This is a genomic window from Paenibacillus sp. FSL R7-0210, assembly GCF_038009085.1.
In the GTDB taxonomy this organism is placed as follows: domain Bacteria; phylum Bacillota; class Bacilli; order Paenibacillales; family Paenibacillaceae; genus Paenibacillus_AQ; species Paenibacillus_AQ silagei.
On record NZ_JBBPAR010000001.1, the window covers coordinates 1,416,657 to 1,439,149 of the forward strand.

Genomic DNA, 22,493 nt, shown 5'->3' on the forward strand with positions numbered 1-22,493 from the left:
GATGCAGAGCCATAAGAGAATTTCTTCAGAAGATGCAAGGCGTAAGTATGGCCTGAGGGTGATCGGCGTGCTGGCCGTTCTGATTGTGATAATGTTCATTATAAGTATGAATACAGGATACATAAGACTTACTCCGCTTGAACTGCTGGATACGCTGGTCGGCAAGGGGACGGAGAAGCAGGAGCTGATTCTGTTCCAGTTCCGTTTGCCGCGGATTGTCATTTCTCTGTTAATTGGTACCGCACTTGCCGTATCCGGCGCAGTGATGCAGGGGGTCTTCCGCAATGATCTGGCCGATCCGGGTATTCTCGGCATTAATGCCGGGGCCGGACTGATGGTTATGCTGCTGATCTCTTTCTATCCGACGACCTCGGCGGCACCGGTCTATCTGTTGCCTGTGGTTGCCTTTGCCGGGGCGGCCTGTACTGCTGCTCTGATCTACAGCCTCGCATACAAGCGGCATCAGGGCATTGCGCCGATCCGGCTGCTGCTTACCGGGGTCGCAGTGGCGGCAGGCATGAGCGCGGCGATGATCGTGCTGACGCTTCGCCTCGACCCGGACAAGTATCAGTTCGTTGCCACGTGGCTGGCGGGCAGCATCTGGGGCACAAGCTGGAAGTTTGTCTTATCCCTGCTGCCCTGGATCGTGATTCTCCTGCCTTATGTCATCTACAAGGCACGGGTGATGAATGTACTTAATCTGGGCGAGCAGACAGCGACAGGACTCGGTGCTAATGTGAGCAGAGAGCAGTTCCGTCTGCTGGCAGCAGCGGTCGGCCTTGCGGCTTCCAGCGTAGCGGTCAGCGGAGGCATCGGCTTCGTCGGGCTGGTCGGCCCGCATCTGGCGCGGCGGCTGGTCGGACCGAAGCATCAGCTGATGCTGCCCGCCTCTGCGCTGATCGGCGCGCTGCTTGTCATTACAGCCGATACAATAGGACGGCGGATTCTGCAGCCGTCCGAGATTCCTACCGGCATTGTGGTAGCTGTCATCGGTGCTCCATACTTTCTGTATCTTCTGGCCCGTACCAAATCTTAAATACAACCAGACCTTGGAGGGATATCAATGAATGAAGCAATGGAATTATACGATGTGACGATTATTGGCGGCGGCCCCGCAGGTATGTATACAGCGTTCTATAGTGGAATGAGGGATCTGAAGACTAAGCTGATTGAAGCGAAGGATGAGCTGGGCGGCAGAATGCTGATCTATCCTGAGAAGATGATCTGGGATGTGGGAGGAGTAACACCTATTCTCTGCCGCCAGTTAATTGATCAGCTGGCAGAGCAGGCGCGCACCTTCGATCCTACCCTTGTATTCGGACAGCAGATTGTTCACCAGGCCCGCCAGGAGGACGGAACGTATATCCTGACCTCAGCCACAGGCGAGCAGCACTGGACCCGTACCGTCATACTTACCATCGGATACGGTATTCTGCAGATGGCGAAGCTGGAGATTGAAGGCGCGGACCGCTATGAGGTGACGAATCTGCACTACACGGTACAGGAGCTGGAGCCCTTCCGCGGCAAGCGGGTGCTGATCTCGGGCGGCGGAGATTCCGCAGTGGACTGGGCGAATGAGCTGGAGGGGATTGCCGCCAGTGTAACTGTGGTACACCGCCGGGAGCAGTTCGGCGGGCATGAGAAGAATATTGCCCGGATGAAGGCCTCCTCGGTGGATGTGCGCGTGCCTTGTGCGGTAAGCCAGCTGCACAGCAGTGACGGAGAGCAGATCGATCAGGTGACCGTCTGCCATATTCAGACCGGAGAGCATGAGCAGCTTGAGGTCGATGCCGTCATTGTCAACCACGGGCTGAGAAGCGACTTCGGTCCGCTCAAGGACTGGGGACTGGATATGGGAGAATGGTGTGCGAACGTCAGTGGTAAGCTGGAGACCAATCTGCCGGGTATCTTCGCTGCCGGAGATTTCGTGGATCATGAGAGTAAGGTACGGCTCATTGCCGGAACGTTCACTGATGCGGTGCTTGCCCTGAACAGCGCGAAGCTGTACATGGACCCTACCGCTGAGAAGGTGGCCTACGTCTCCTCCCATAATGACCGGTTCAAGGAGAAGAACAAGGCGCTTGGCGTAGTAGATAACCACTAGCATTCCTCCTTCAGAGATATCAGCCGGTGTACCGGCGCTATACCATAAGCTGTATCTGCACATGCTGTCCCTTACACGGATTATTCCGTACCGGGGGCAGCTTGTTCTGCTTTTACATATTCCATATGCTGTATAAAAAAAGGATAGCGGGCGAATAGTAAGAGCCAGGAGGTGCGGATATGGAGAATATAAATTCGCCGGTCTCCCCTAAGCTGGAAGACAACATCAGTACCATTCAAGCAAGGCTCGGGAACAGTCCCGATCTGGTTATACGCATCTATGAATTAATTAATAGAACAGCCCGTGTGGCTGCAATATATATCGCCGGCATTACCGACAGAGTGATGGTCGATGACTACATCTCGCATGTGATGTCCTTTCAAGCTCTGAATGACCGTGCGCGGCTTGCGGTAACCCCGGAGGAAGTCTACAGCTATATTAAAGAGAATGCCCTTAGTATCGGCAAGGAGAAGCTGGTTACAGATATTAACGGACTGCTGGAGGCGTTGCTCTCGGGCGATACGGTTATTCTGGTGAACGGAGTGGGGGGAGGCATCAGTGGAAGCACCTGCGGCGGGGAGTCCCGCGCGGTTACTGAGGCGGGCACCCAGGTCGCCATCCGCGGCTCCAAAGAAAGCTTCACGGAGACCATCAGCACGAATATTGCCCTGGTCCGCAAAATCATCAAGAACCCGGACCTCTGGACCGAAACCATGAAGCTGGGCGATGTGACCCACACCGATATCACGATTATGTATATCCGCGGCATTGCCGACGAAGAGACGATTCAGGCATTCAAGGATAAGCTTCAGGAGATTAAGGTCGATATGATTCTGGAGTCGGGATATATTGAGCAGATCGTGGAGGACAATAAATATTCCCCGTTCCCCACGATGTTCAATACAGAGCGCCCGGATAGTGTCGCGGGCAATCTGCTTGATGGACGGATTGCCATCTTCGTAGACGGTACTCCGTTTGTGCTGATTGCCCCGACTACCTTCTTCATGTTCTTTCATACGGTCGAGGATTATTATCAGCGGTATGATATCTCCTCGCTGATCCGGATGCTCCGCTTTGTGTGCCTGGTCATTTCAATGTATGGTCCGGCGATCTTCGTCGCGGCGCTGAACTTCCATCAGGAGATGATTCCGACCCCGCTGCTGATCAATCTGGCGTCACAGCGGGAGGGGGTGCCGTTCCCTGCCTTTGTAGAAGCGGTTCTGATGGAGGTTACCTTCGAGATTATCCGGGAAGCAGGGGTCCGCATGCCTTCGCCGATCGGCCAGACCGTATCCATCATCGGCGGTCTGGTGCTTGGGACAGCGGCGGTTCAGGCAGGGATCGTCTCGCCGGCGATGGTAATCGTGGTCTCGCTCACAGGAATCTCCAGCTTTGCTACACCTGCCTTCAACATGGCGCTCTCCATCCGCATGCTGCGGTTCATCATCATGGCGATTGCCGCATTTATGGGGCTGTATGGCATCGCTATATTTACTATTATGCTGATTGCCCATCTGTGCAGTCTGCGCTCACTCGGTGTTCCTTACATGACGCCCATCGGTCCCTTTGTTCCGGGAAATCTGAAGGATACCTTCATCCGCTCTCCCCAGAGCTTCACGAGGCTTAGAAAGCGGCTCGTCAACAACAGCAACCGCTCTTCAGCCTCTCCCGCAGGGAAAAGGGCCGCCGGGAGGAAAGCCGATGAACGGTAAGGGACTGCTGCGTCTGATCGCTATAGCGGTGCTGGTCCTGCCGCTTGGCGGCTGCTGGAACAGCCGGGAATTGAACGAGCTGGCCGTTGTCAGCGGTATAGGGATGGATCTTGTTCCGGAGACCGATGAATACCGGGTCACCTTTCAATTGGTCAATCCGTCTTCCACATCGACGAGTACCTCTCCCGGGAGCGGCAAGCCTGCTGTAGTGGTGGTGTCAGCCACAGACAAAACGATGTTCGGCGCGTTGCGGCGGGCGTCAAAGCATGTGACCCGCCAGCTTTTTTTTGCCCATACCCAGCTTATTGTGCTTGGAGAGCCCTTGGCGCGGGATGGGATTAACGATATCTTCGACATCTTCGAGCGGTCCCATGAGCTGCGGCTCAATTCAGAAATACTGGTTGCCCGTGGCAGCGATGCCGCCTCTGTCTTGAAGCTGCTGACTCCTGTAGAAAGTCTGCCGGCTCTGGGGCTGGTCAAAAAAGCGCAGAATACCTCCAGTGTCTGGGGGGAGAACCGGCCGATCAGTGTCTTCGATGTCATTCACGGCATTACAGGAGAAGGCGATCTGACGATCAATGCGGTGAAGATCAATGGAGATGCTGAGGAAGGGAAGAAGAAAAGCAATCTGGAGGGGTCTGAGACCCTGACCGAGACGGTGATGAGCGGGCTTGGGGTCTTCAGGCAGGGTAAGCTGCTCTATTGGATGAAGGACTCCGAAGCAAGGGGAACCGAGTGGCTGCTTAACCAGATAGAAGAAACAGTGCTGGATATTGATGCAGATGATAAAAAAGAATCCGTTGCCGTCAATATCATCTACTCCAGAACGGAGGTAAAGACCGCGATTGAGGATGGTCTTCCGGTCTTTCATGTGACGATTGCAGAGGAGGGGAGCGTCAATGAAACGGACAGCTTCGTGGATCTCAGCAAGCGGGAAGAGATCATGAAGCTTGAACAAGAGCTGGAGAAGAAAACGAGGACTGAAGTGATGCAGGCTTTTCATAAGGGACAACAGCTGGAGAGCGATATTTTCAATTTCGGCAATGAGCTGAAGCGGACGAATCCGCAGGAATGGGCGGCGCTGGACGGGGACTGGGGCCGGATCTTCGCGGAGGGGAAGCTGGACCTCAAGATCAAGGCTTACATCCGCAGTACAGGCATGAGTCTGAAACCTTATATCCCCGAAGGTAAATAATTGGCTTAACCGCAGAAATCAGGTGATTGATGTTTATGAAAAAAGAAATGATCGGCCCCAATCAACTGCTTGCCTTGATCATTCTGTTTGAGCTGGGAACCGCCGTGCTTGTACCTATTGGCCTGGAGAGCGGACATGCAGTCTGGCTCGCCATTCTGATTGCCCTTCCCGGGGGCATTGTGCTGTATCTGGTGTTCGCACATCTCTATCTCCAATTCCCGAACCAGATCATAAGCGGGTATACGCGTTCTATTCTCGGGCCATGGCTGGGCTGGCCGGTAAGTCTGCTGTTCCTGCCGGTGCTTCTCTATAACGGCTCCAGAAATCTGCGGGAAGCGGGTGATCTGCTGATCTCGGCCTCCTATGACAAAACCCCGATTCTGATCATTAATTCAATCATGATTATTGCAGTGATGTATATCCTGAGCAAAGGGATAGAAGTGTTCGCGAGGACTGCCGAGATTGTCCTGTGGATCGTGATCATTATGGGGTGCATTTGTATTATTGCTGTAATCTCAGCCGGGCTGGTGGAGTATAAGAATCTGTTTCCGCTTCATATGAATGATTACAAGCAAGCCTTGAAATCAGCCTATCCCAACATCCTGATCTTTCCGTTCGGCGAACTGATGTGCTTCACTACCATTCTGCCCCACTTCAATAAATCCCTGAAAATTAAGAAGACCGGAATCGCAGCAATCATTGTCAGCGCCTGTCTGCTCAGCTTCACGCATGCAATCGAAATGTCTGTGCTTGGCGAGAACCTGTACAGCCGTACCGCCTTTCCCATGTTTACAACCATTACCCTTGTGAACATGGCCAATTTCATTCAACGGCTGGATGCCCTTGTTATGCTTACACTGATTATCGGGGCGTTCTTTAAGCTGACCGTTTACTGTTATGCTGCTGTTGCGATTGCCAACGATCTTTTCAAGGTAAATGATACAAGCAGGCTGGTTATTCCGGCAGGCGTGATTATGCTGTTCAGCTCTTTTGTCAGCGCGCAGAATTATTCGGAGCATATGAATGACGGGAAGACTTTTCTGCAGACGATTCTGCCGGTATTCTGTGCGGTGATTCCAATCCTGCTGCTGCTGATTCATCTTGTCCGGCGCAAGTTCGGATTGTACCGTTAGAAGAATTAAGACGGTTTCCGGCGGGATTGACGCTTCTTAGAGACATGGACGGCTACCTGAACGAACGGGAGAAGCAGGAAGATTGTGATACATATGGCTTCCTGTAGTGTGGTTGTAGCAAAGATGGTCGAGAGCGAATGAATGGATGCACGCAGGCTGATGCCGGACATCACATCAATGATGACTATTAACGTAAGCGTAAGAACAGCTAACAGGACATAGATACTGATAATCTTCATGGAGGTCTCCTTGTGCACCGCAAGAATAATTCACCGGTTCCGGTGGCGGCGGGCTACAGATATTATCTCCGAGTAATGGATAGGGTAAACGCCAAAAGCTGCCGGAAGCCATTCAAGGCTCCAGGCAGCTTATTCATGACTCCATTATTGTTGTACTCCGGTCAGCCAATCGGCCAGCTCCTCCGTCTGGGCCAGAACGGCAATCGGATCATAGTACCAGGAGCGATCTTCTTTCCATACGTAGATCTTCCCGTTCTTGACTGCCGGCAGGCTGCCCCAGATCGGGTCTGCCTGGAAGTCTTGAGCAGTCCAGGTATTGTCGGTAATGACGAGATAATCACCCGCATACTTGCCCAGGGTCTCAGCGGATAATTCAGCCCACTGTTTCTCCATAATTTCAGCAGCCACTCCAGTGGACGGCTTGCGCCCCAACGCCTGATAGATGGGCTGTCCTCCGCGTCCGAAGTTATCCCCATAGACCCAGGTGGACTTGTCTGCATGCTCCAGAATACTGAAGGTGGCCCCGGCAGGAATGGCTGCATCCACACGGGCCTTGGCGTCAGCAATACGCTTATCGTAATCAGCCAGCCAGGCTGCTGCTTCCTGCTCCTTGCCCAGCAGCTTGCCGAAATAGGTCAGCTCTTCATGCGCATTCTTCAAATCGCCATATGGCACAATGACCGTTGGGGCAATCTGGCTGAGCGCCGCATAGCTGTCTGCATTGCCGGAGATAATCAAGTCGGGATTCAGCGCGATGATATTCTCCGGTGACATTTTACCGTATGTGCCGGTGTCGGCGACTCCTGTGAGGAATTCTTTGAAGTACATATTCTCCAGTGTAAGCCCAGGCGCACCGACCGGAATCGTATCCAGGGCAATCAAGCTGCCCAGATATTCCTCGGCAACAATCCGCTGCGGTGCTGCCGGCACCTCAATATCTCCATTCACAGTTGTCACAGTATGGAAGGCGGGAGCTGCGGTTGCAGCAGCCTTCTCCGGCTGAGTGGAGGAAGCGGGTGTTCCGGTAGCCTTAGCTGAAGCAGCACCATTGCTGCTATTAGAAGTGTTGTTTCCACAAGCCGAGGCGATAAGAGTCAATGCCAGAAGCAGAGACAGGACCATCCAAGCCTTCGGGTGAATGCGGCGAGAACGTAAATACGGGATTTTCAAGATGCAGCCTCCTTAATGTAGAACGATTATCATTCTCAATAACACTTTACAGAGTTTGCTATGATTAGACTATGGCTGAATGTGATGTCCGGCTATGTAAATTTATGATGTCAGCGCCTGCACCAGGACCTTCAGCTGAGCCTCGGAGGAGAGCGGGTCGAACCCGTAGAACATGCCAGGCTGATTCAGGTAATAGATTCTTCCGCCTGAAGAGTCACCGATATAATGTTGCTGTACTGGGTGAAGAAAGCTCTGCAGCGGCTCCAGTGCTTCAGCAGCCTCCCTGCTTGAGGTAATGAAGATATGGTCAGCGGGGTAGCGGGCGATGTTATGGAAGGCAATCTCCAGATAGCCCTTATCCAGCAGTCCCTCGGCAACGAGGCCAAGCGGCGGGCGGAAGCCAAGATCATGATACAGAATCTGCGTCCCGCGCCCGTAGCTGCTGCTGAAGCAGTAGGACGTCTCTGCGCCAAGCTCCAGGACTATGGCGGTTCCACGGTCACCGATCCGCCGGTCCAGCAGCTGATTAGCCTGGTAACAATGCCAGTCATAGAGGCTTAGCCAGGCCTCAGCCTGAGGCTGACGCCCAGTCACCTCGGCAATCAGCCGGAATTGCTCCCGCCAGTCCATTTGCATGAAGGGAATCTCAATTACCGGTGCGACGGACAGGAGCTGCTTGCTCTTGTCAGGCAGGGAGTAGCTGATAATGACATCCGGCCGGGCTGACGACAGACGTTCGTATAGACCTGCGGAGCCGATTCCTTCATCCAGCAGCTTCCTGGAGGGAACGGGCTGCATGCTCTCCATCCAGGACGAATAGACTCCCAGCCGGGGAACGACTTCGAGCGCATGGAGGCTGGCCGTATGATTGAAGTTCAGCGAGACTACGGATTTGCTCTTACGGTGATAGGCTGAAGGCGAAATTCCTACAACCTGCTTGAATTTGCGGCTCAAATAGGTTCCTTCGCTATAACCAACCTCAAGCGCCAGCGTACTCAGATTCGGGGCTCCTGTAAGGATACGCTGCTGGGCCTTACGAATGCGCAGCAGCGTTATATATTGATTGAAGGTCTGCCCGGTGAATCTGCGGAAGGCACGGGAGAAATGCTCCGGGGTGACTCCGGCAAGTCCGGCAGCCTGTTCTCTCGTCAAATCTTCATTATAATTAGACTCTATATGATGTAGTACACGGTCAATCCACTGAGCCTGCGGTTCTTTGTACTCAGCAGCACTATTGTGCAGCTCAGTGAGCAGCTCTGTGAACAGAGCTTGTAAGGCAAATGGCGTGCGCTGCTCCGGCTGGTTCCAGCTGCTAAGAAGCTGCACAGCAAGCGTGCTTACATGGGGAGGGCAGCTTCGGACCGGCAGATCATGGTTCAGCGGGCTGAAGGGCCGCCTGTTGCCGGAGATCACCGCGTATTCGATCCACACACCCTGCAGCTTATGGCTGCGGGGCAGCCTGATATCCACCGGACTGTCGCTGCACACAATATGACCGCCGGATAGACGGATACGTTCTCCATTTAGCCCGATGACTCCGCTTCCGCCGGTGACTACTACCAGGAATGAGGTGAAGGGGGGAATGGGATTTTCCCGGTTAAAGGAGGCTTGATCCAGTGCCGTTACATGTACCGGAATATAAAAGCTATGAGGAGTAGGCAATGAACTGCCGGCATTTCGCGTCTGCATGTTACAAGTCACTCTTTTCTTGGATGATAATCATTCTCAGTAATAGTATAACAGTCTTTCCTGCTATTGACGATCCTCGAATAGGAAGGTAAAGTTTAGGGTCAGAGACAAGCAGGGTATAGTTGTATTAGAGGGGGCGAAGAAGGCCATGACAACCTGGAATCTGCAAGGAACGGTCAGCCATTTGCTGATCTGTAACGGAAGTGACTGCAAGAAGCATAAGGGTGAAGAGGTAGCGGAAGCGATTGAGGATGAGATTACGAAGCAAGGGGCAGATGCGCTGATACATACAACAGTAACCCGCTGCAACGGAAGATGCTCGGATGCCTGTGTCGTGATCTCTTACCCGGAAGGCGTATGGTACAGGGATGTCACCCCTAAATCTGCTAAAAGCCTGGTGCGCAAGGTGCTGAAGGGAGAACAGCTCGAAGAGAATCTGCTCTATACGTATGAAGAAGGCTTCAAGGCCGCTACCCCCAAGGGTGCCAAAGGTAAGAAGAAGAAATGATAGTATAGCGATTAGTGCAGTCCGCCGCTGGAATTCTCCGGCTAAGGGCTGTTTATTTTTTCCAAGGGGAGCATTACAATAGATAGAAAAGTCTAAGAGGGGGAAGCGGGATGTTCGTAGGCTTCGGGCCGGGGGATGATGTGCTGCACACAGGGCAGTTCATGCAGGAAGAGGTGGAATATAATCTCATCCATTTGATTGTCGAGAACGAGGAAGCCCTGCGGCTCAGGACAGAGGAGAATGATCTCATCTTCGCCCATGCCGCCGGGCGTAACTCGTGGTTGTGGTTATCACCGGAGCTGGCTGAAGAGAGGCGCCGTTCCCTTGTCCGGGAGCTGGCGGAAATGCTGGAGGACCGCGAATTGCCGGGGGTTAACGGAACGCTGGAGACGGGGAGGCTGTTCGCCGATGCGTACGGCAAGCTTACCGGCAAGTCTTATCAGGTCCGGATGATGATGGAGGCCTATCACTGCCCGGAGGTGCAGCTGCCGCATGGTGTCAGCGGCAGGCTGCAGCAGGCGGGGCCAGGTGATATCCCGCTCATCGCGGGGTATTTAGCCGGATTCGTGCAGGATTGCTTCGGTACGGAGAGTGCAGCAGAGGATCATCTGGACTATGCCGCAGCGGTTACGGAGTCGGGCAAGCTCCGTCTATGGATTGACCGGGAACAGCCGGTGTCCATGGTTAATCTGGCCCATCAGTCTGCCAGGCAAGCGCGGATTAATGAAGTGTTCACTCCGCGTGAGTTCCGCAAGCACGGGTATGCGAGTGCGGCTGTAGCTGCCCTGTGTGCCGAACTGCTCAGTAAGGGCGTGACGCCCATGCTCTACGCCGATGCGGCGAATCCCGATTCCAATAAGGTCTATCAGTCGGTGGGCTTCAAGCGGACCGGAAGCATTGTTGATTTGCGCTTTCAGTAAGGTTGTAATTATTAAGTCTATTACAAGGAGGAATGTCAAAGGATGCTGCAAGGAATGAAAATAATAGTGACCGGTGCTGCTTCAGGTATTGGTAAGGCCATTGTCAGACATAGTCTGGAGGCGGGAGCTGAGGTCATTGGTTGTGACCTGGATGGTCCCCGTCTGGAGGAGTTGAAGCACGAAACCGCTTCGGATAAGCTCTACACTTACCGGCTGGATGTCGCCGATTACAGCGGGGTGGAGCACTTCTTCTCAGCCCTTCAGCAAGAGCATGCCGATGTGAGCGGGCTGGTCAACAATGCAGGGATCTATCTGGGCCGCAGCCTGCTGGATTATACACCGGAGGAGATCAACCGGGTGATGGATATCAATATCAAAGGGTATGTCTACTTCTCCCAGGCCTTCGGACGCATGCTGCTGGAGCAGAAGCAAAAGGGCGTCATCGTCAACATGTCATCAGTCTCCGGCCAGGAAGGCAGCTCCGATGCAGTATACGGTCTAACGAAGGCTGCTATTCTTGGCTTGACCAAGAGCTGCGCAATGAATTTTGCCCCTTTGATCCGCGTGAATGCAGTGGCTCCGACCATGGCGGACACCCCGATGATGGGACATATCCCCGCTTGGAGGCAGCAGGAATACCGGGAACACCAGTTAAATCCTGAGCCGCTGCTGGCGGAGGATGTTGCCGATACGGTGATTTTTATGCTGAGCAGCAGAGCCAGAGCTTATACAGGAGCCACCTTTGATATTAACAATGGCTGCTATTTGCGTTGATTGTCCCTGATTTGACTTGCAGCCACAGGGTTACTATGCTTATACATAGTGCAAATAATCACACTTAACAGGTAAGAGTTGCAGCTAGGGGGCGGCAGGATATGGATAGACGGCAGGTATGGCCGGATAAATTCAAGAAGTTTTTTCTGAACAACAAGTTTGTGGTGGGTCTGCTGATTGCGCTGCTGGTGGGCTTAACGATACTCGTATTCTCAAAGATTCCGTTTGTGTTCAAGCCGCTGTCTGTGCTTCTGCATACGGTGGCAACGCCGCTGCTGCTCTCAGGGATCGCCTATTATCTGTTGAATCCGCTGGTGGACCGTCTGGAGAAGAGAAGCCGGGTGAAGCGGGCGTATGGCATTGTCATTCTGTATCTGATCATCATGGGGATCATTACCCTGGTTCTGCTTATGGTCATCCCGATCATCCGCACCCAGCTTATGGGCCTGATTGATAACTTCCCCGTCTACAGTGAGCAGATCCAGGAGGAATTCCTCCAGCTTACCGGCAGTGAACTGTTCAATAAGATTCAGTCGAGCGTAGGCACGGACCTTAGTGATATCACTAGCAAGGTGACGACCTGGGCCACAACCTTCCTGAATAATGCCGTCAGCGGCGTAGGCAGCTTCGTTGGAACACTGACCGAAATTGTGCTGGCTGTAGTGACTACGCCATTCATTCTCTTTTATCTCCTGCGCGACGGCAAAAGATTGCCCGACTATCTCATGAGACTCATCCCTACCGCACTGCGGCCGCAGTCCCGGATGGTTATGCAGGAGATGAATAACCAGATCGCATCGTATATCCGCGGCCAGATTATTGTCAGCTGTTGCATCGGAGCACTGCTCTATATCGGGTACCTGATTATCGGGCTGGAGTATTCGCTGGTTCTGGCGATCGTTGCCGCTTGTACGGCTGTAGTTCCTTATCTGGGGCCGGCCATTGCGATTACCCCTGCGCTGATCGTGGCGATGGTTACCTCACCGTTTATGCTGCTGAAGATGGTCATTGTCTGGACCGCGGTTCAACTGATCGAAGGGAAGTTCATCTCGCCGCAGATTATGGGGAAATCGCTGAGGATTCACCCGATTACGATTATTTTTGTGATTATTTTTGCCGGAAAAATGTTCGGTGTACTCGGTATCATACTGGCGGTTCCGGGCTACGCCGTGCTTAAAGTGGTAATGACCCATATCTTCCAGTGGTTCCGCTTCCGCTCCGGGCTCTACAGAGTCATTGAAGAAAAGACTGAGGAATAAAGCGAAAAGGAATGAGTGCAATGTCAGGACAACTGGTGAATACAGCTTATGGGCAACTGAAGGGAGAAGCGGGGAACGGCGTGAACGTGTGGCGCGGCATCCCGTTCGCTGCCCCGCCGCTCGGAGAGCTGCGCTTCCGGGCACCGCAGCCGCCGGAGTCCTGGAGCGGCGTACGGGAGGCCATCAAGTTCGGACCGGTCAGCCTGCAGCCGGTCAGCACCAGCGGGACGCGGTTCGGTGGGACCACCCCGGTCTACGATGAAGATTGTCTATATCTGAATGTCTGGTCCCCGGCGGTAGCGGAGGAGACCGGGGCGCTGCCGGTAATGATGTGGATTCACGGCGGCACCTTCGTTACCGGCGCAGGCAGCCAGCCGATGTTCGAGGGCAGCAAACTGGCTGTCTCCGGGAACGTCGTGGTGGTTACCGTGAATTACCGGCTGGGTCCGCTCGGGTTCCTGCATCTGTCTCCGCTGGGCGGAGGGCTGGGCAGTAACCTGGGGCTCCTGGATCAGATTGCTGCCCTGGAATGGGTGCAGCAGAATATCGCTGCATTCGGCGGTGATCCGGCGCGCGTCACGGTCTTCGGTGAATCGGCAGGAAGCATGAGCATTGCCGCGCTGCTGGCGATGCCTGCGGCGAAGGGACTGTTCGCCCGGGCTATTATGGAGAGCGGGGCGGCGCAGACGCTGAATGGGGAGCAGGGCGGGCAGATTGCCGCCGCATTGCTGGCCGAGCTGGGTCTTCAGCCCGGCAGCGACACACAGCTGTTGCATAAGCTCCCGGCCGGAGAGATTATGGAAGCCGCAGGCCGGATGGCGTACAAGCTGTCCGGAGACTCGATGAATATGTTCTTCCAGCCGGTCGTTGAGCCGGGAACCCTGCCGGTTGAGCCGGTACAGGCCATTGCGGCTGGAGCCGCCAGCGGCATTCCCGTGCTGATCGGAACGAATCTGCACGAAGGCAATCTGTTCTTCCGCGAGGGGCAGAAGGCCGATAATTTCGAGCAATCGCTCAAAGCGCTGGAGCAGCTGATGGGAGTAGACGACCTCTCCGAGCTGACCTCGGATTACAGCCATACCTGGGAAGGACAGGCGGAGGTGCTGACCGACCTGTTCTTTTGGGCCAGCTCGATTTCGTTCGCGGAGAAGCAGCAGGGACATGCCCCCGTCTGGATGTACCGATTCGACTGGACGGTGCCCGGGCATCCGCTGCTGGAGAAGGCCATTCACGGAGCGGAGATTCTATATGTCTTCAACAATCTCCCGCTGCTGAAGCAGTATGGCCTGAACGTGACGCCAGACATGGAGGCAGTGGCGGAGGCAATGCAGACCGCCTGGACAGCCTTCGCCCATGGTGGAGATCCGGCAGCGCCGGGACTGGATTGGCCGCAGTACACACCGCAGACGCGGGCAACCATGATATTTGACCAATCCTCGGGCGTGGTGAACGACCCGGACGGGGAGAAGCGCAGACGGATTTTCGAGTATTATACGGGATAAGTTTACAAATGCAGCCCTCGCCGGAGGAAGACCTCCGGGAGGGCTGCTGCCTGTGTGAGGGCCGGATGTAGGCGAAAAACCGAACAGAATGTGATGGCTGAGCGCGTGCGGGCCCAATGTATGCGGAAAACCGAATACAATGGGCAAGCGCGGGGGTGTGCGGGTGAATGTATGCCATCAGATAGCGATGAGGCCCAGGCACCAGCATCCCCTTACACCGTAAGGATGCTGGTGTTCTGCTTATTTTACCGGAGTATACCCAGTCTTCTCCACCAGTTCCTGGCCCTCGGCGGACAGAATCCAGTCCAGGAAGGGCTCAATGTTCGGGTTGGTGCTGCCGGCCGTTACGGCATAGAATTCCACGGCGAGCGGGTATTCGCCGCTGCGGATGGTCTCCTTGGAGGGTGGCACCTGATCGATAGCCAGCAGCTTGATCTCATCGCTGGCATTCATCTGTGAGGCGTAGAACAGAAAGCTGAAGCCGATCGCGTTATTGAAGTTGCGGTAGCTGGCGGTCAGGCTGATAATCCCGCTCATCACATCCGCGACATTCTCCTTCGGGGGAGCCATCAGCTGGCGGTCCTCCATGATTTTTTGCAGCTTGGTCTGGCTGCCGCTGTTCTCTTCCCGCTGAAAAGCACGGATAGACGCCTTCTTGCCGCCAACCTCCTTCCAGTTCGTGACGGTGCCGGAATAGATATCCTTAATCTGCTCTACCGTTAAGCTGTCCACCGGATTGCGCTTGTTGACGAAGAAGACGAACGCTTCGCGCCCGATCGGAGTGAGCTTCAGCTCCCGGCCTGCCAGCTTCGCCTCCTTAGTCTGGGCGGCCGAAGGGGCTGCAGCAAAGATGATATCGGCCTGTCCCGTAATGAGCCGCTTGTAGGCCTCGGAGGTGCTGGTACACACAACGAAATCTGTCCCGTCCTTCTCAATGTAGGGAGTATAGTTACCTTGCGGATACACGGCCTGGGCAAAAGCGGAATACAGCGGATACAGCGCAGTTGCACCATCCAGACGAGGCAATTGCTCCGTAAGCTGATAGGACGCCTTGTGATCGAGGGAAGCAGCTTTGGTATTCGCCTCAAAGGGGGCATAGTCAAACAGCTCGACCTCCGGCTCCCTCACTTCCGCAAGGCTGTTCACATACGCTTGTCTGATCTCATGGCCTGCGGCTGTCAGCACACAGATTCCGGCAAAAGCGGCCAGGATCATCCGCCGTACCTTCCTGCTGAACAGGCCAAAGATGCTGAACACGGAGAGTACAGCCAGCCCTGAAGCGACGACGAGGGCCAGCGGACCATAGAAGAGCATCCCTCCTGTAAAAGCGGCGACAACATAAGCCATAAAGCCGAGGATGGCAAGGCCGGCCAGAGCTAGGATGGAATACAGCAGATTGGTCGGAAAGCTTCTTTTCATGATGACCTCCAAATAAAATCTCTATAATGGGTATGATTAATGCTCATACTATAGTGTATCGCAAGCCGCCGTTTCTGCCAAACGAACCAGAACCTGGATACGGTACGCAGATTTGCTTGGCAGAATGATTGTTTTAATGATTATTTAATGAAATATAATGATTATTTTCATAAAAAGCTGGACGAAATGAATAATCAGAGGTATTCTGGGATTGTGAAAATAATAACAGAATACAAGATTCTCGGGGTAAGGTGAAATTCCTGACCGGCGGTGATGTTCGTGAGAACTAAGCCCGCGACTCGTTACTCTATCACAAGAGGAAGCGACTGATCTGGTGACAATCCAGAGCCGACGGTAAAGTCCGGATGGGAGAGGATCATAAGATAAAGGCAGGCGGGTCTATTCCGTATGTCTTTATTGATAACGCCCCCGATGTTTGTCCTGTTCTCAGGACTCACGGGGGTTTTTGGTCTCTATCGAGGGTTTGTATCGACAAGGAGAATGAAAGATGAGTAATGTATCTGCTTCATCCCAAGGCGTGCGTACCGCACCGGTGCGCAGCGGATTCTGGCTGGTGGTTCTGGGGGCGGCCTTATGGGGAGTTGACCCGCTGTTCCGCATTATCCTGCTGAAATCCCTGACTTCGTCCCAGATTGTACTGCTTGAGCATGTTGTGCTCTTCCTGGTTGCCGCTCCGGTAATGTGGCGCAATCGCGCAGAGCTGAAGGGTGTCCGTCTGCGCCAGGCCGCAGCGCTGCTCGTGGTATCGTGGGGCGGCTCAGCCGTAGCGACCATTTTGTTCACCAAGGCCTTATCCAACGGAGACTTCAATGCCGTGCTGCTGCTCCAGAAGCTTCAGCCCTTGTTCGCCATTGGTCTTGCCGCTGTTATTCTAAAAGAACGCCTGCCGCGCAATTTCGCACCGCTGCTTATTGTTGCGCTGGCCGGGACGTACCTGCTGACCTTCGGCTGGACGATTCCCTTCGGCCATGTGAACAGCTTCATGGGCATAGGAAGCCTGATGGCGCTGGGCGCTGCTGCTTTGTGGGGCGGCTCTACAGTCATGGGCCGTTATCTGCTGGGCTCAATGAAATATGAGACAGTAACCTCACTGCGCTTCATTCTGGCGCTCCCGTTGCTGTTCGTAATTACAAGTATGGAAGGCGCCCCGTGGCAGATGAGCGGCGGAGTCAGCGGCTCGGCGGCAGTTGCCATTAACCTGCTGCTGCAGGCGCTGCTGCCCGGACTGCTCAGCATGCTGCTCTACTACAAGGGACTGAATACGACCAAAGCTTCGGTAGCAACCCTGGCCGAACTCAGCTTCCCGATGACCGGTATTCTGATTAACTGGGTGGTCTATCAGCAGCTTGTAACCTTGCCGCAGATTGTCGGCTTCGCGCTGATCTGGACGGCGCTGTTCTTCATCTCCAGTCAGCAGAGGGATCAGCTGCAGCCGGCCAAATAGAATTAACTTCATAGCGCTACAGTCTGAGGGGACATACCCCAGGACCTGGCGTAACATACAGAGAGGATGTTCCTACACGGCCGCGCCGTCCGGGAACATCCTCTTTGTTGTATAGGCAGACTCGGGGCAGGGGGGCCGCCGCTGGAGTGATTTTATTTCACATATGGAGTGACCTTAATGCTTTTGTACCCAAGCTCCTTAAGCTGCGCTGGTGCGATATACAGTCTGCTTGCCGAATTGAAGCTGTTCACAGGGGTGAGGACCGCGTGATTGCTACCGTTTGTAATTTTAAAGATGTAAGCAGCGGAAGGGTCGCCTGTTGCGCTAATGTTCATGACTTCGATCTTCCAGCCGAGGGCCGCTGCAAGCGGCTTCACCGGTATCCACTCTTGTCCGCCCTTAGTGAATATGGTGGATACATCCACACTTTTTCCGTCCAGATTCAGGTTGTGTTCATAGGCTAAGGTGATCGGCATCTCCGTGACAGGCAGCTCTTTCAGCAGCATCCCCTTAGGGAATGTGACTTCCGGTCTTGAAGATGGAGCAGCAGGGAACAAGGCTTCAAGCTCGCGGGCATCCTTGACCAGCCGTGACGATCCGTCCTTCAGATTATAGATCCATGGGAGGCGTTTGGGCTCGTTTTTGACATATTGCAGCAGTCCCTTCGACAAGTTCCAGTTGTTCAAGGTCCCCCTCAGCAGCTCCTGCCGCTTCCCGGTGGACGGATCGTACGTACTGATCACATTCTGCCTGGCAGCCTCATTATATCCGCTCTCAAGCAGCGTATGCTGGTTAATCCACCGGGCATTGTAGTACCGCTGAGTAGCATAATAGACAGATACTTTGCCAGTCGCCGTATTTTTCAAATACTGATCACCGAATTTCGCGATATAGCCGTCCGGCTGCCGTTCATAACGGGAACGCTCCAGAACACCCCAGCGGCCATCAGGAGAGAGGGCGTATTCGCTTTTGCGCATAATGGACTGGCTCTGCGTATCATAGACATAGGCTTGCTCCGGATCATCCATCCCCGTCAATTGCAAGTTCCCGCTGTCACTCTTCCGGAAATGTGGAAAAGCCTCCGGCCATTTACTATATGTCCCATCCGGCTGCCGGGCAATGACAGCATTGATGAACTGGTTCCCGTCCAATTGACTCACCGAATACAGCTGGACGTTGCTGCTCTTGCTGGTATAGGAATCGTATACCTCGATCTTCTCGGCTGCATGTGCTGTGAGCGGCGCAGCGAATGCCAGAAGCATCGATGCAGAGAGAACCATCCGTAAGGAGTGGTGCAATGCTTGTCTCATATGAACTTCCATCCCTTCTGTGTAAATAACTGTAACTATAGACGGCCCTGAGGCAGGAAAAGTTTCGGTGGTCCTGCGTAAGTCACGATGAATTGCGGAGGAGAAGAGTAAAAATAAGCCTTTTTTCCCATACTACCCTTATTCTTGCCGTAGGACCGCATCACACCTGAGCTTAAGGAGGCCCGCAGATGAACACTGATTCCCCGGCTACATGCATATATATCCAGCTTAAGAACCGGGTGACGGTGCCCAAGGGCAAGGGGGTGCTGCTGCGCGATGTCGCTTATCTGATCACTGATCCGCAGTGGCGGGAGCCGCTCTATACACTGCTTGTGCTTCAGCCGAAGGAGAGTGACGGCAATCTGATCCTGATTGATCTGCTGACCGTCATTCCCCGGATTCAGGATGTGTACCCCGATGCGGAGATTCAGCCGATTGGCGAAGGCCGCACCATTGTCCAGATTGAAGGTCCGTCTACGGCTGCTAAACCTTCTATAGCCCTGTTCGTGCTGGTCTGGCTGCTGCTGTTCTTCGGCTCGGCGCTGACGATTATGAATTTCCATGCCGATGTCAGCATGCTGGAGGTACAGATCCGGATTGTGGAGATGCTGACCGGCCACAAGGACGAGCATCCTTATCTGTTTCAGATCGCCTATTCGCTGGGCATCGGGTTTGGGATGGTGATTTTTTTCAATCATTTGTTCAAAAAGAAATGGAACGAGGAGCCTACCCCTCTTGAGGTGGAAATGTTTCTGTATCAGAAGAATATCGATCAATATGTAATCAACGAGGAGTACCGCAAAATGAAACGCCGCAGGGACGAGGCGCCCGGCAGCCGGGAGGGGAGCACATGACCGCACCAATGTCACTCGGACTTCATCTGCTGCTTGGGATTGCCGGGGGAATCGCAGTGGGCGGCGGGGTGATTGCGCTATTCGTAGTGCTGGACCTCATCCCCCGGCTGGCGCAGCTTACCTCCTCCTATGACAAGGTTCACTGGTATGAGGGAGCGATGGTCGGCGGTTCCCTGCTGGGGACGGTGAGCGATTTCTGGAACTGGAAAATGGCGGCCGGCCCGCTGATTGAGCTGGGGGTCGGCCTGTTCAACGGCATATTTATCGGCATGCTGGCGGCGGCTCTGACGGAGGTGCTGAATGTCCTGCCAATCCTGGCTAAACGTCTGCATATGACCCATCTGCTGCTTGGTCTCTTAATGGCGATGGTATGCGGCAAGGTAGCGGGGTCGTTGTTCGACTTTTTTGTATATCAACAGTAAAGGGGGCTGGGGAGTGAGGTATATTCACAGCGGTGATCAGATAGAGACGGATCAAAAGAAGGACCGTTCTGCGCAGCAGAAATCGCCGGAGAAAAAGGCGCCGGAGCAGGAAGAGCAACCGGCTGCGTCCCAGAGCGGCATAGGACAGGAGCTGGAGGCGTCAGCGGAGCTGGGCGCGGTGACGGGGCAGAAGCCGCCGGAGCAAAAAGAGCAACCGGCTGCATCCCAGAGCGACATAGGAAAGGAGCTGGAGGCATCAGCGGAGCTGGGCGCGGTGACGCGCCCGATTGAGGGCGGGCAGGAGAGCCCGTCGGGCCTGGATGCTGCTCCGTCAAATAGTGGCGGGGATACTGGTGGCGGCAAGAACGCAGTAACTGGAGAAGGTGAGGATAGCGGCGGTAAGAACGCAGCAACTGGAGAAGGTGAGGATAGCAGCGGTAAGAACGCTGCATCTGGAGATGGCGGGGCTGTCGGCGGGAAAGATGCTGCGGCTACAGATAATGAGGCCAGTCCCGGCGATGATCCCGCCTCCGAGAACGGAGACGGTCAGGAATCGTCCGGCGGAGGAATCAAAGGGTTCTTCAGCAGTCTGTTCGGCGACGATGCCGGGCCGGAGGAAGCATCTGCGGAATCCGGTACGGGAGACCAGGCAGCAGACGATTCGCAGCAGGGAATACAAGGTGCAGAAGATTCTGCCTCCGCCGGTTTTGCAGGCCCGGAATCAGCAGATTCCGAAGGTGCGGGTGCACCCGGGCAGACCGGAGCTGCACAGGCAGGGACAGATCATTCAGGAACGGATCATTCAGCTGCGGATTCCGGAGCGGGACAGGGAGCCCATGAAGACGGCAGAGGCCAGTCTCAGGATATGGAAACCTCGGACGAGTTGGGGGCTCAGACGCAGGATAAGAGCCATAAAGGCTTTTTTGCCAGATTATTTGGAGATGATGAAGAGCCTGAGGATCAGGAGGACGGTCAGGAAGCTGGTCAGCCCCAGCAGCCGGAGCAGTCTGCCCCCAAGCAGTCTGCCCTTAAGAAGTCCGCCCCTAAGAAGGCCAAAGCCGGTCAGGGAGCGGATTCTGCAAGCAAGTCCAATGACCCTCTGCAGCAAAAACGTGACAATGAACGCTCTGACTCCCTGGAGCAGTCGATTACTTATTGGCAAGGCAACGACAAGATCCCGCAATCCCTGGCTGATGCGAAGAATACACTGACCGAGGTACTTGGGCTGGGCTCCTCCTTCGATATTGTGTTCAGGGAAATGTCCTTCGGCGGGAAAAGTGCGGCGCTGCTCTGCATCAGCGGCTTCGCCAAGGATACGATTATCGATGAAATTCTGAAGCGCCTGACGTATCTGACCCCCGAAAATGTATCGACAGATGTACTCGCCAGCTTCATGAGTGAATATATTCCCCATGTCCAGGTGGAAAAAGGCGAGCTGTTCAGCGAGAGCATCAACAAAGTGTTAGCCGGCATGAGCGCGTTCTTCATTGAAGGGGAATCGCAGGTTATCATCATGGATACCCGTTCGTATCCTTCCCGCAGCCCGGATGAGCCGTCGATTGAGCGGGTGGTCCGCGGATCGCGGGACGGCTTCACAGAGACGCTGCTAAGCAACGTGGCTCTGGTTAGAAGACGTATCCGCGACCCTGGGCTGAAGCTGGAGATGCATCAGATTGGACGGCGGACCCGGACAGATGTCTGCTTAGCTTACATCGATGATATCGTGGATAAGACCCAGGTGCAGGCCGTTACGGACAAGCTGAAAAGCGTCAATCTCGACGGCATTCCCCTGGCGGACAAGCAGCTGGAGGAAGCGATTGTCGGCGGCGGCTGGAACCCCTATCCGCTGGTCCGTTATTCGGAACGGCCGGATATTGTCGCTTCCCATCTGCTGGAGGGCCGGGTGGTTGTGTTTGTCGATACTTCTCCGAGTGTCATGGTGCTGCCGACGACGTTTTTTGATCTGTGCCAGCATGCGGAAGAGAACCGCCAGACGCCTTTTATGGGAACCTATCTCCGCTGGGTCCGCTTCATCGGGATCTTTGCATCGATGTTCCTGCTTCCGCTATGGATGCTGATGGTTCTCCATCCGGAGCTGAAGCCCGGCATGCTTGATTTCATCGGTCCGCAAAAATCAGCCAATCTCCCGCTCATTGCCCAGTTCCTGATCGTTGAGCTGGGGGTAGACCTGCTGCGGATGGCTGCAGTGCATACACCGACGCCGCTCGGCTCCGCGATGGGGCTGATCGCTGCCATTCTGGTGGGTGATATCGCCGTACAGACCGGGCTGTTTGTCAATGAAGTGGTGCTCTATATGGCGGTGGCCTCTATAGGGATGTTTGCAACGCCGAGCTACGAGCTGGGGCTGGCCAACCGGATTGTCCGGCTTGCGCTGCTGCTGGCGGTGGCTGCTTACGGCATCCCCGGCTTCATGATCGGGACGACGCTGCTGGTGGTGCTGCTGACCACGCACCGTTCGTATAACTCTCCTTACATGTGGCCGTTTATACCATTTAATGCAAAAGCCATGGCGGAGATCCTCCTGCGTCAGCCGGTGCTCAGCTCCAAAACAAGGCCATCCTTCAACAAAACAAGAGATAGCACCCGGATGCCTGAGCATAAGGATGCCCCGCGCAAGTCGTAGGAAAATACAAATCAACTGCAAAAAAGTCCATTCAATGGTGTTCCCTCTGTCTGTTATACTGAATATACTGAACAGCCCCGCAATAAGCCGGATCTGTATTCTGAGCATCTGTTTCAGGAACGCATCGGGGCCCCAAATCATATACTAGACAGGGTGGAACGGATGATTCCACAG

Annotated in this window: 19 protein-coding genes and 1 riboswitch; of the genes, 14 read left to right on the forward strand and 5 right to left on the reverse strand. The window is 54.5% G+C overall.

All coding sequences use genetic code 11. The features are described 5' to 3' along the window. Position 1: 1 nt before the first annotated feature. From MKY64_RS05990 to MKY64_RS06010, 5 genes are all read left to right on the forward strand, one after another. Entirely contained in the window at positions 2 to 1,036 is a 1,035-nt protein-coding gene (locus tag MKY64_RS05990; protein WP_340951574.1) for a FecCD family ABC transporter permease, read from the forward strand. A 27-nt stretch (positions 1,037 to 1,063) separates the two neighbouring features. Then, positions 1,064 to 2,104 (forward strand): NAD(P)/FAD-dependent oxidoreductase, encoded by a 1,041-nt coding sequence (locus MKY64_RS05995; RefSeq protein ID WP_036727441.1) that lies wholly within the window; start codon positions 1,064 to 1,066, stop codon positions 2,102 to 2,104. 179 nt (positions 2,105 to 2,283) lie between these two features. Beyond that, positions 2,284 to 3,816, forward strand: coding sequence for a spore germination protein (locus tag MKY64_RS06000; protein WP_340951576.1), 1,533 nt, complete (start codon positions 2,284 to 2,286; stop codon positions 3,814 to 3,816). Further along, positions 3,806 to 5,011: a Ger(x)C family spore germination protein gene (locus tag MKY64_RS06005; RefSeq protein ID WP_339249428.1), complete on the forward strand. Its 1,206-nt coding sequence runs from the start codon at positions 3,806 to 3,808 to the stop codon at positions 5,009 to 5,011. The genes MKY64_RS06000 and MKY64_RS06005 overlap by 11 nt, the downstream gene beginning before the upstream one ends. Positions 5,012 to 5,046: 35 nt before the next feature. Further along, entirely contained in the window at positions 5,047 to 6,144 is a 1,098-nt protein-coding gene (locus tag MKY64_RS06010) for a GerAB/ArcD/ProY family transporter (protein ID WP_340951578.1), read from the forward strand. 5 nt (positions 6,145 to 6,149) lie between these two features. On the opposite strand, the gene MKY64_RS06015 is transcribed toward MKY64_RS06010, so the two are convergent. From MKY64_RS06015 to MKY64_RS06025, 3 genes are all read right to left on the reverse strand, one after another. Then, the gene (locus MKY64_RS06015; protein ID WP_209870112.1) at positions 6,150 to 6,383 is read right to left on the reverse strand and encodes a hypothetical protein; all 234 of its coding nucleotides are present in this window, start codon (positions 6,381 to 6,383) and stop codon (positions 6,150 to 6,152) included. A 144-nt stretch (positions 6,384 to 6,527) separates the two neighbouring features. Continuing rightward, the gene (locus tag MKY64_RS06020; protein ID WP_445323333.1) at positions 6,528 to 7,553 is read right to left on the reverse strand and encodes an ABC transporter substrate-binding protein; all 1,026 of its coding nucleotides are present in this window, start codon (positions 7,551 to 7,553) and stop codon (positions 6,528 to 6,530) included. A gap of 102 nt (positions 7,554 to 7,655) precedes the next feature. Then, positions 7,656 to 9,242 carry an AraC family transcriptional regulator gene (locus MKY64_RS06025; protein WP_340951581.1) on the reverse strand — a complete coding sequence of 529 codons (1,587 nt, stop codon included), beginning with the start codon at positions 9,240 to 9,242 and terminating at the stop codon, positions 7,656 to 7,658. A 148-nt stretch (positions 9,243 to 9,390) separates the two neighbouring features. Between MKY64_RS06025 and MKY64_RS06030 the strand changes: the two genes are divergently transcribed. The 5 genes from MKY64_RS06030 (at position 9,391) to MKY64_RS06050 (ending at position 14,205) form a co-directional block, all read left to right on the forward strand. After that, the gene (locus tag MKY64_RS06030) at positions 9,391 to 9,750 is read left to right on the forward strand and encodes a (2Fe-2S) ferredoxin domain-containing protein (protein ID WP_036727434.1); all 360 of its coding nucleotides are present in this window, start codon (positions 9,391 to 9,393) and stop codon (positions 9,748 to 9,750) included. A gap of 110 nt (positions 9,751 to 9,860) precedes the next feature. Next, positions 9,861 to 10,670, forward strand: coding sequence for a GNAT family N-acetyltransferase (locus MKY64_RS06035; RefSeq protein ID WP_340951584.1), 810 nt, complete (start codon positions 9,861 to 9,863; stop codon positions 10,668 to 10,670). Between the two features lie 42 nt (positions 10,671 to 10,712). After that, positions 10,713 to 11,444: an SDR family NAD(P)-dependent oxidoreductase gene (locus tag MKY64_RS06040; protein ID WP_340951586.1), complete on the forward strand. Its 732-nt coding sequence runs from the start codon at positions 10,713 to 10,715 to the stop codon at positions 11,442 to 11,444. Between the two features lie 101 nt (positions 11,445 to 11,545). Next, positions 11,546 to 12,703 (forward strand): AI-2E family transporter, encoded by a 1,158-nt coding sequence (locus tag MKY64_RS06045; protein WP_340951588.1) that lies wholly within the window; start codon positions 11,546 to 11,548, stop codon positions 12,701 to 12,703. A gap of 20 nt (positions 12,704 to 12,723) precedes the next feature. Further along, complete coding sequence (locus MKY64_RS06050) at positions 12,724 to 14,205, forward strand: carboxylesterase/lipase family protein (RefSeq protein ID WP_340951590.1); 1,482 nt, start codon at positions 12,724 to 12,726, stop codon at positions 14,203 to 14,205. Positions 14,206 to 14,445: 240 nt separating this feature from the next. On the opposite strand, the gene MKY64_RS06055 is transcribed toward MKY64_RS06050, so the two are convergent. Further along, complete coding sequence (locus MKY64_RS06055; RefSeq protein WP_340951592.1) at positions 14,446 to 15,624, reverse strand: PstS family phosphate ABC transporter substrate-binding protein; 1,179 nt, start codon at positions 15,622 to 15,624, stop codon at positions 14,446 to 14,448. Between the two features lie 233 nt (positions 15,625 to 15,857). Continuing rightward, positions 15,858 to 16,005: riboswitch (FMN riboswitch) on the forward strand. A gap of 127 nt (positions 16,006 to 16,132) precedes the next feature. Between MKY64_RS06055 and MKY64_RS06060 the strand changes: the two genes are divergently transcribed. After that, positions 16,133 to 17,089: a DMT family transporter gene (locus MKY64_RS06060; RefSeq protein WP_340951594.1), complete on the forward strand. Its 957-nt coding sequence runs from the start codon at positions 16,133 to 16,135 to the stop codon at positions 17,087 to 17,089. A 152-nt stretch (positions 17,090 to 17,241) separates the two neighbouring features. On the opposite strand, the gene MKY64_RS06065 is transcribed toward MKY64_RS06060, so the two are convergent. Continuing rightward, a complete protein-coding gene (locus tag MKY64_RS06065; RefSeq protein WP_340951597.1) occupies positions 17,242 to 18,399 on the reverse strand; it encodes a hypothetical protein in 1,158 nt (385 codons plus the stop codon). A 188-nt stretch (positions 18,400 to 18,587) separates the two neighbouring features. Between MKY64_RS06065 and MKY64_RS06070 the strand changes: the two genes are divergently transcribed. The 3 genes from MKY64_RS06070 (at position 18,588) to MKY64_RS06080 (ending at position 22,319) form a co-directional block, all read left to right on the forward strand. Then, complete coding sequence (locus MKY64_RS06070) at positions 18,588 to 19,253, forward strand: stage V sporulation protein AA (protein WP_340951600.1); 666 nt, start codon at positions 18,588 to 18,590, stop codon at positions 19,251 to 19,253. Then, entirely contained in the window at positions 19,250 to 19,675 is a 426-nt protein-coding gene (locus MKY64_RS06075) for a stage V sporulation protein AB (RefSeq protein ID WP_340951603.1), read from the forward strand. Before MKY64_RS06070 ends, MKY64_RS06075 begins: the two co-directional genes overlap by 4 nt. An 883-nt stretch (positions 19,676 to 20,558) precedes the next feature. After that, on the forward strand, positions 20,559 to 22,319 hold the full coding sequence (locus MKY64_RS06080; protein ID WP_445323374.1) for a spore germination protein: 1,761 nt from the start codon (positions 20,559 to 20,561) through the stop codon (positions 22,317 to 22,319). Positions 22,320 to 22,493 lie beyond the last annotated feature (174 nt).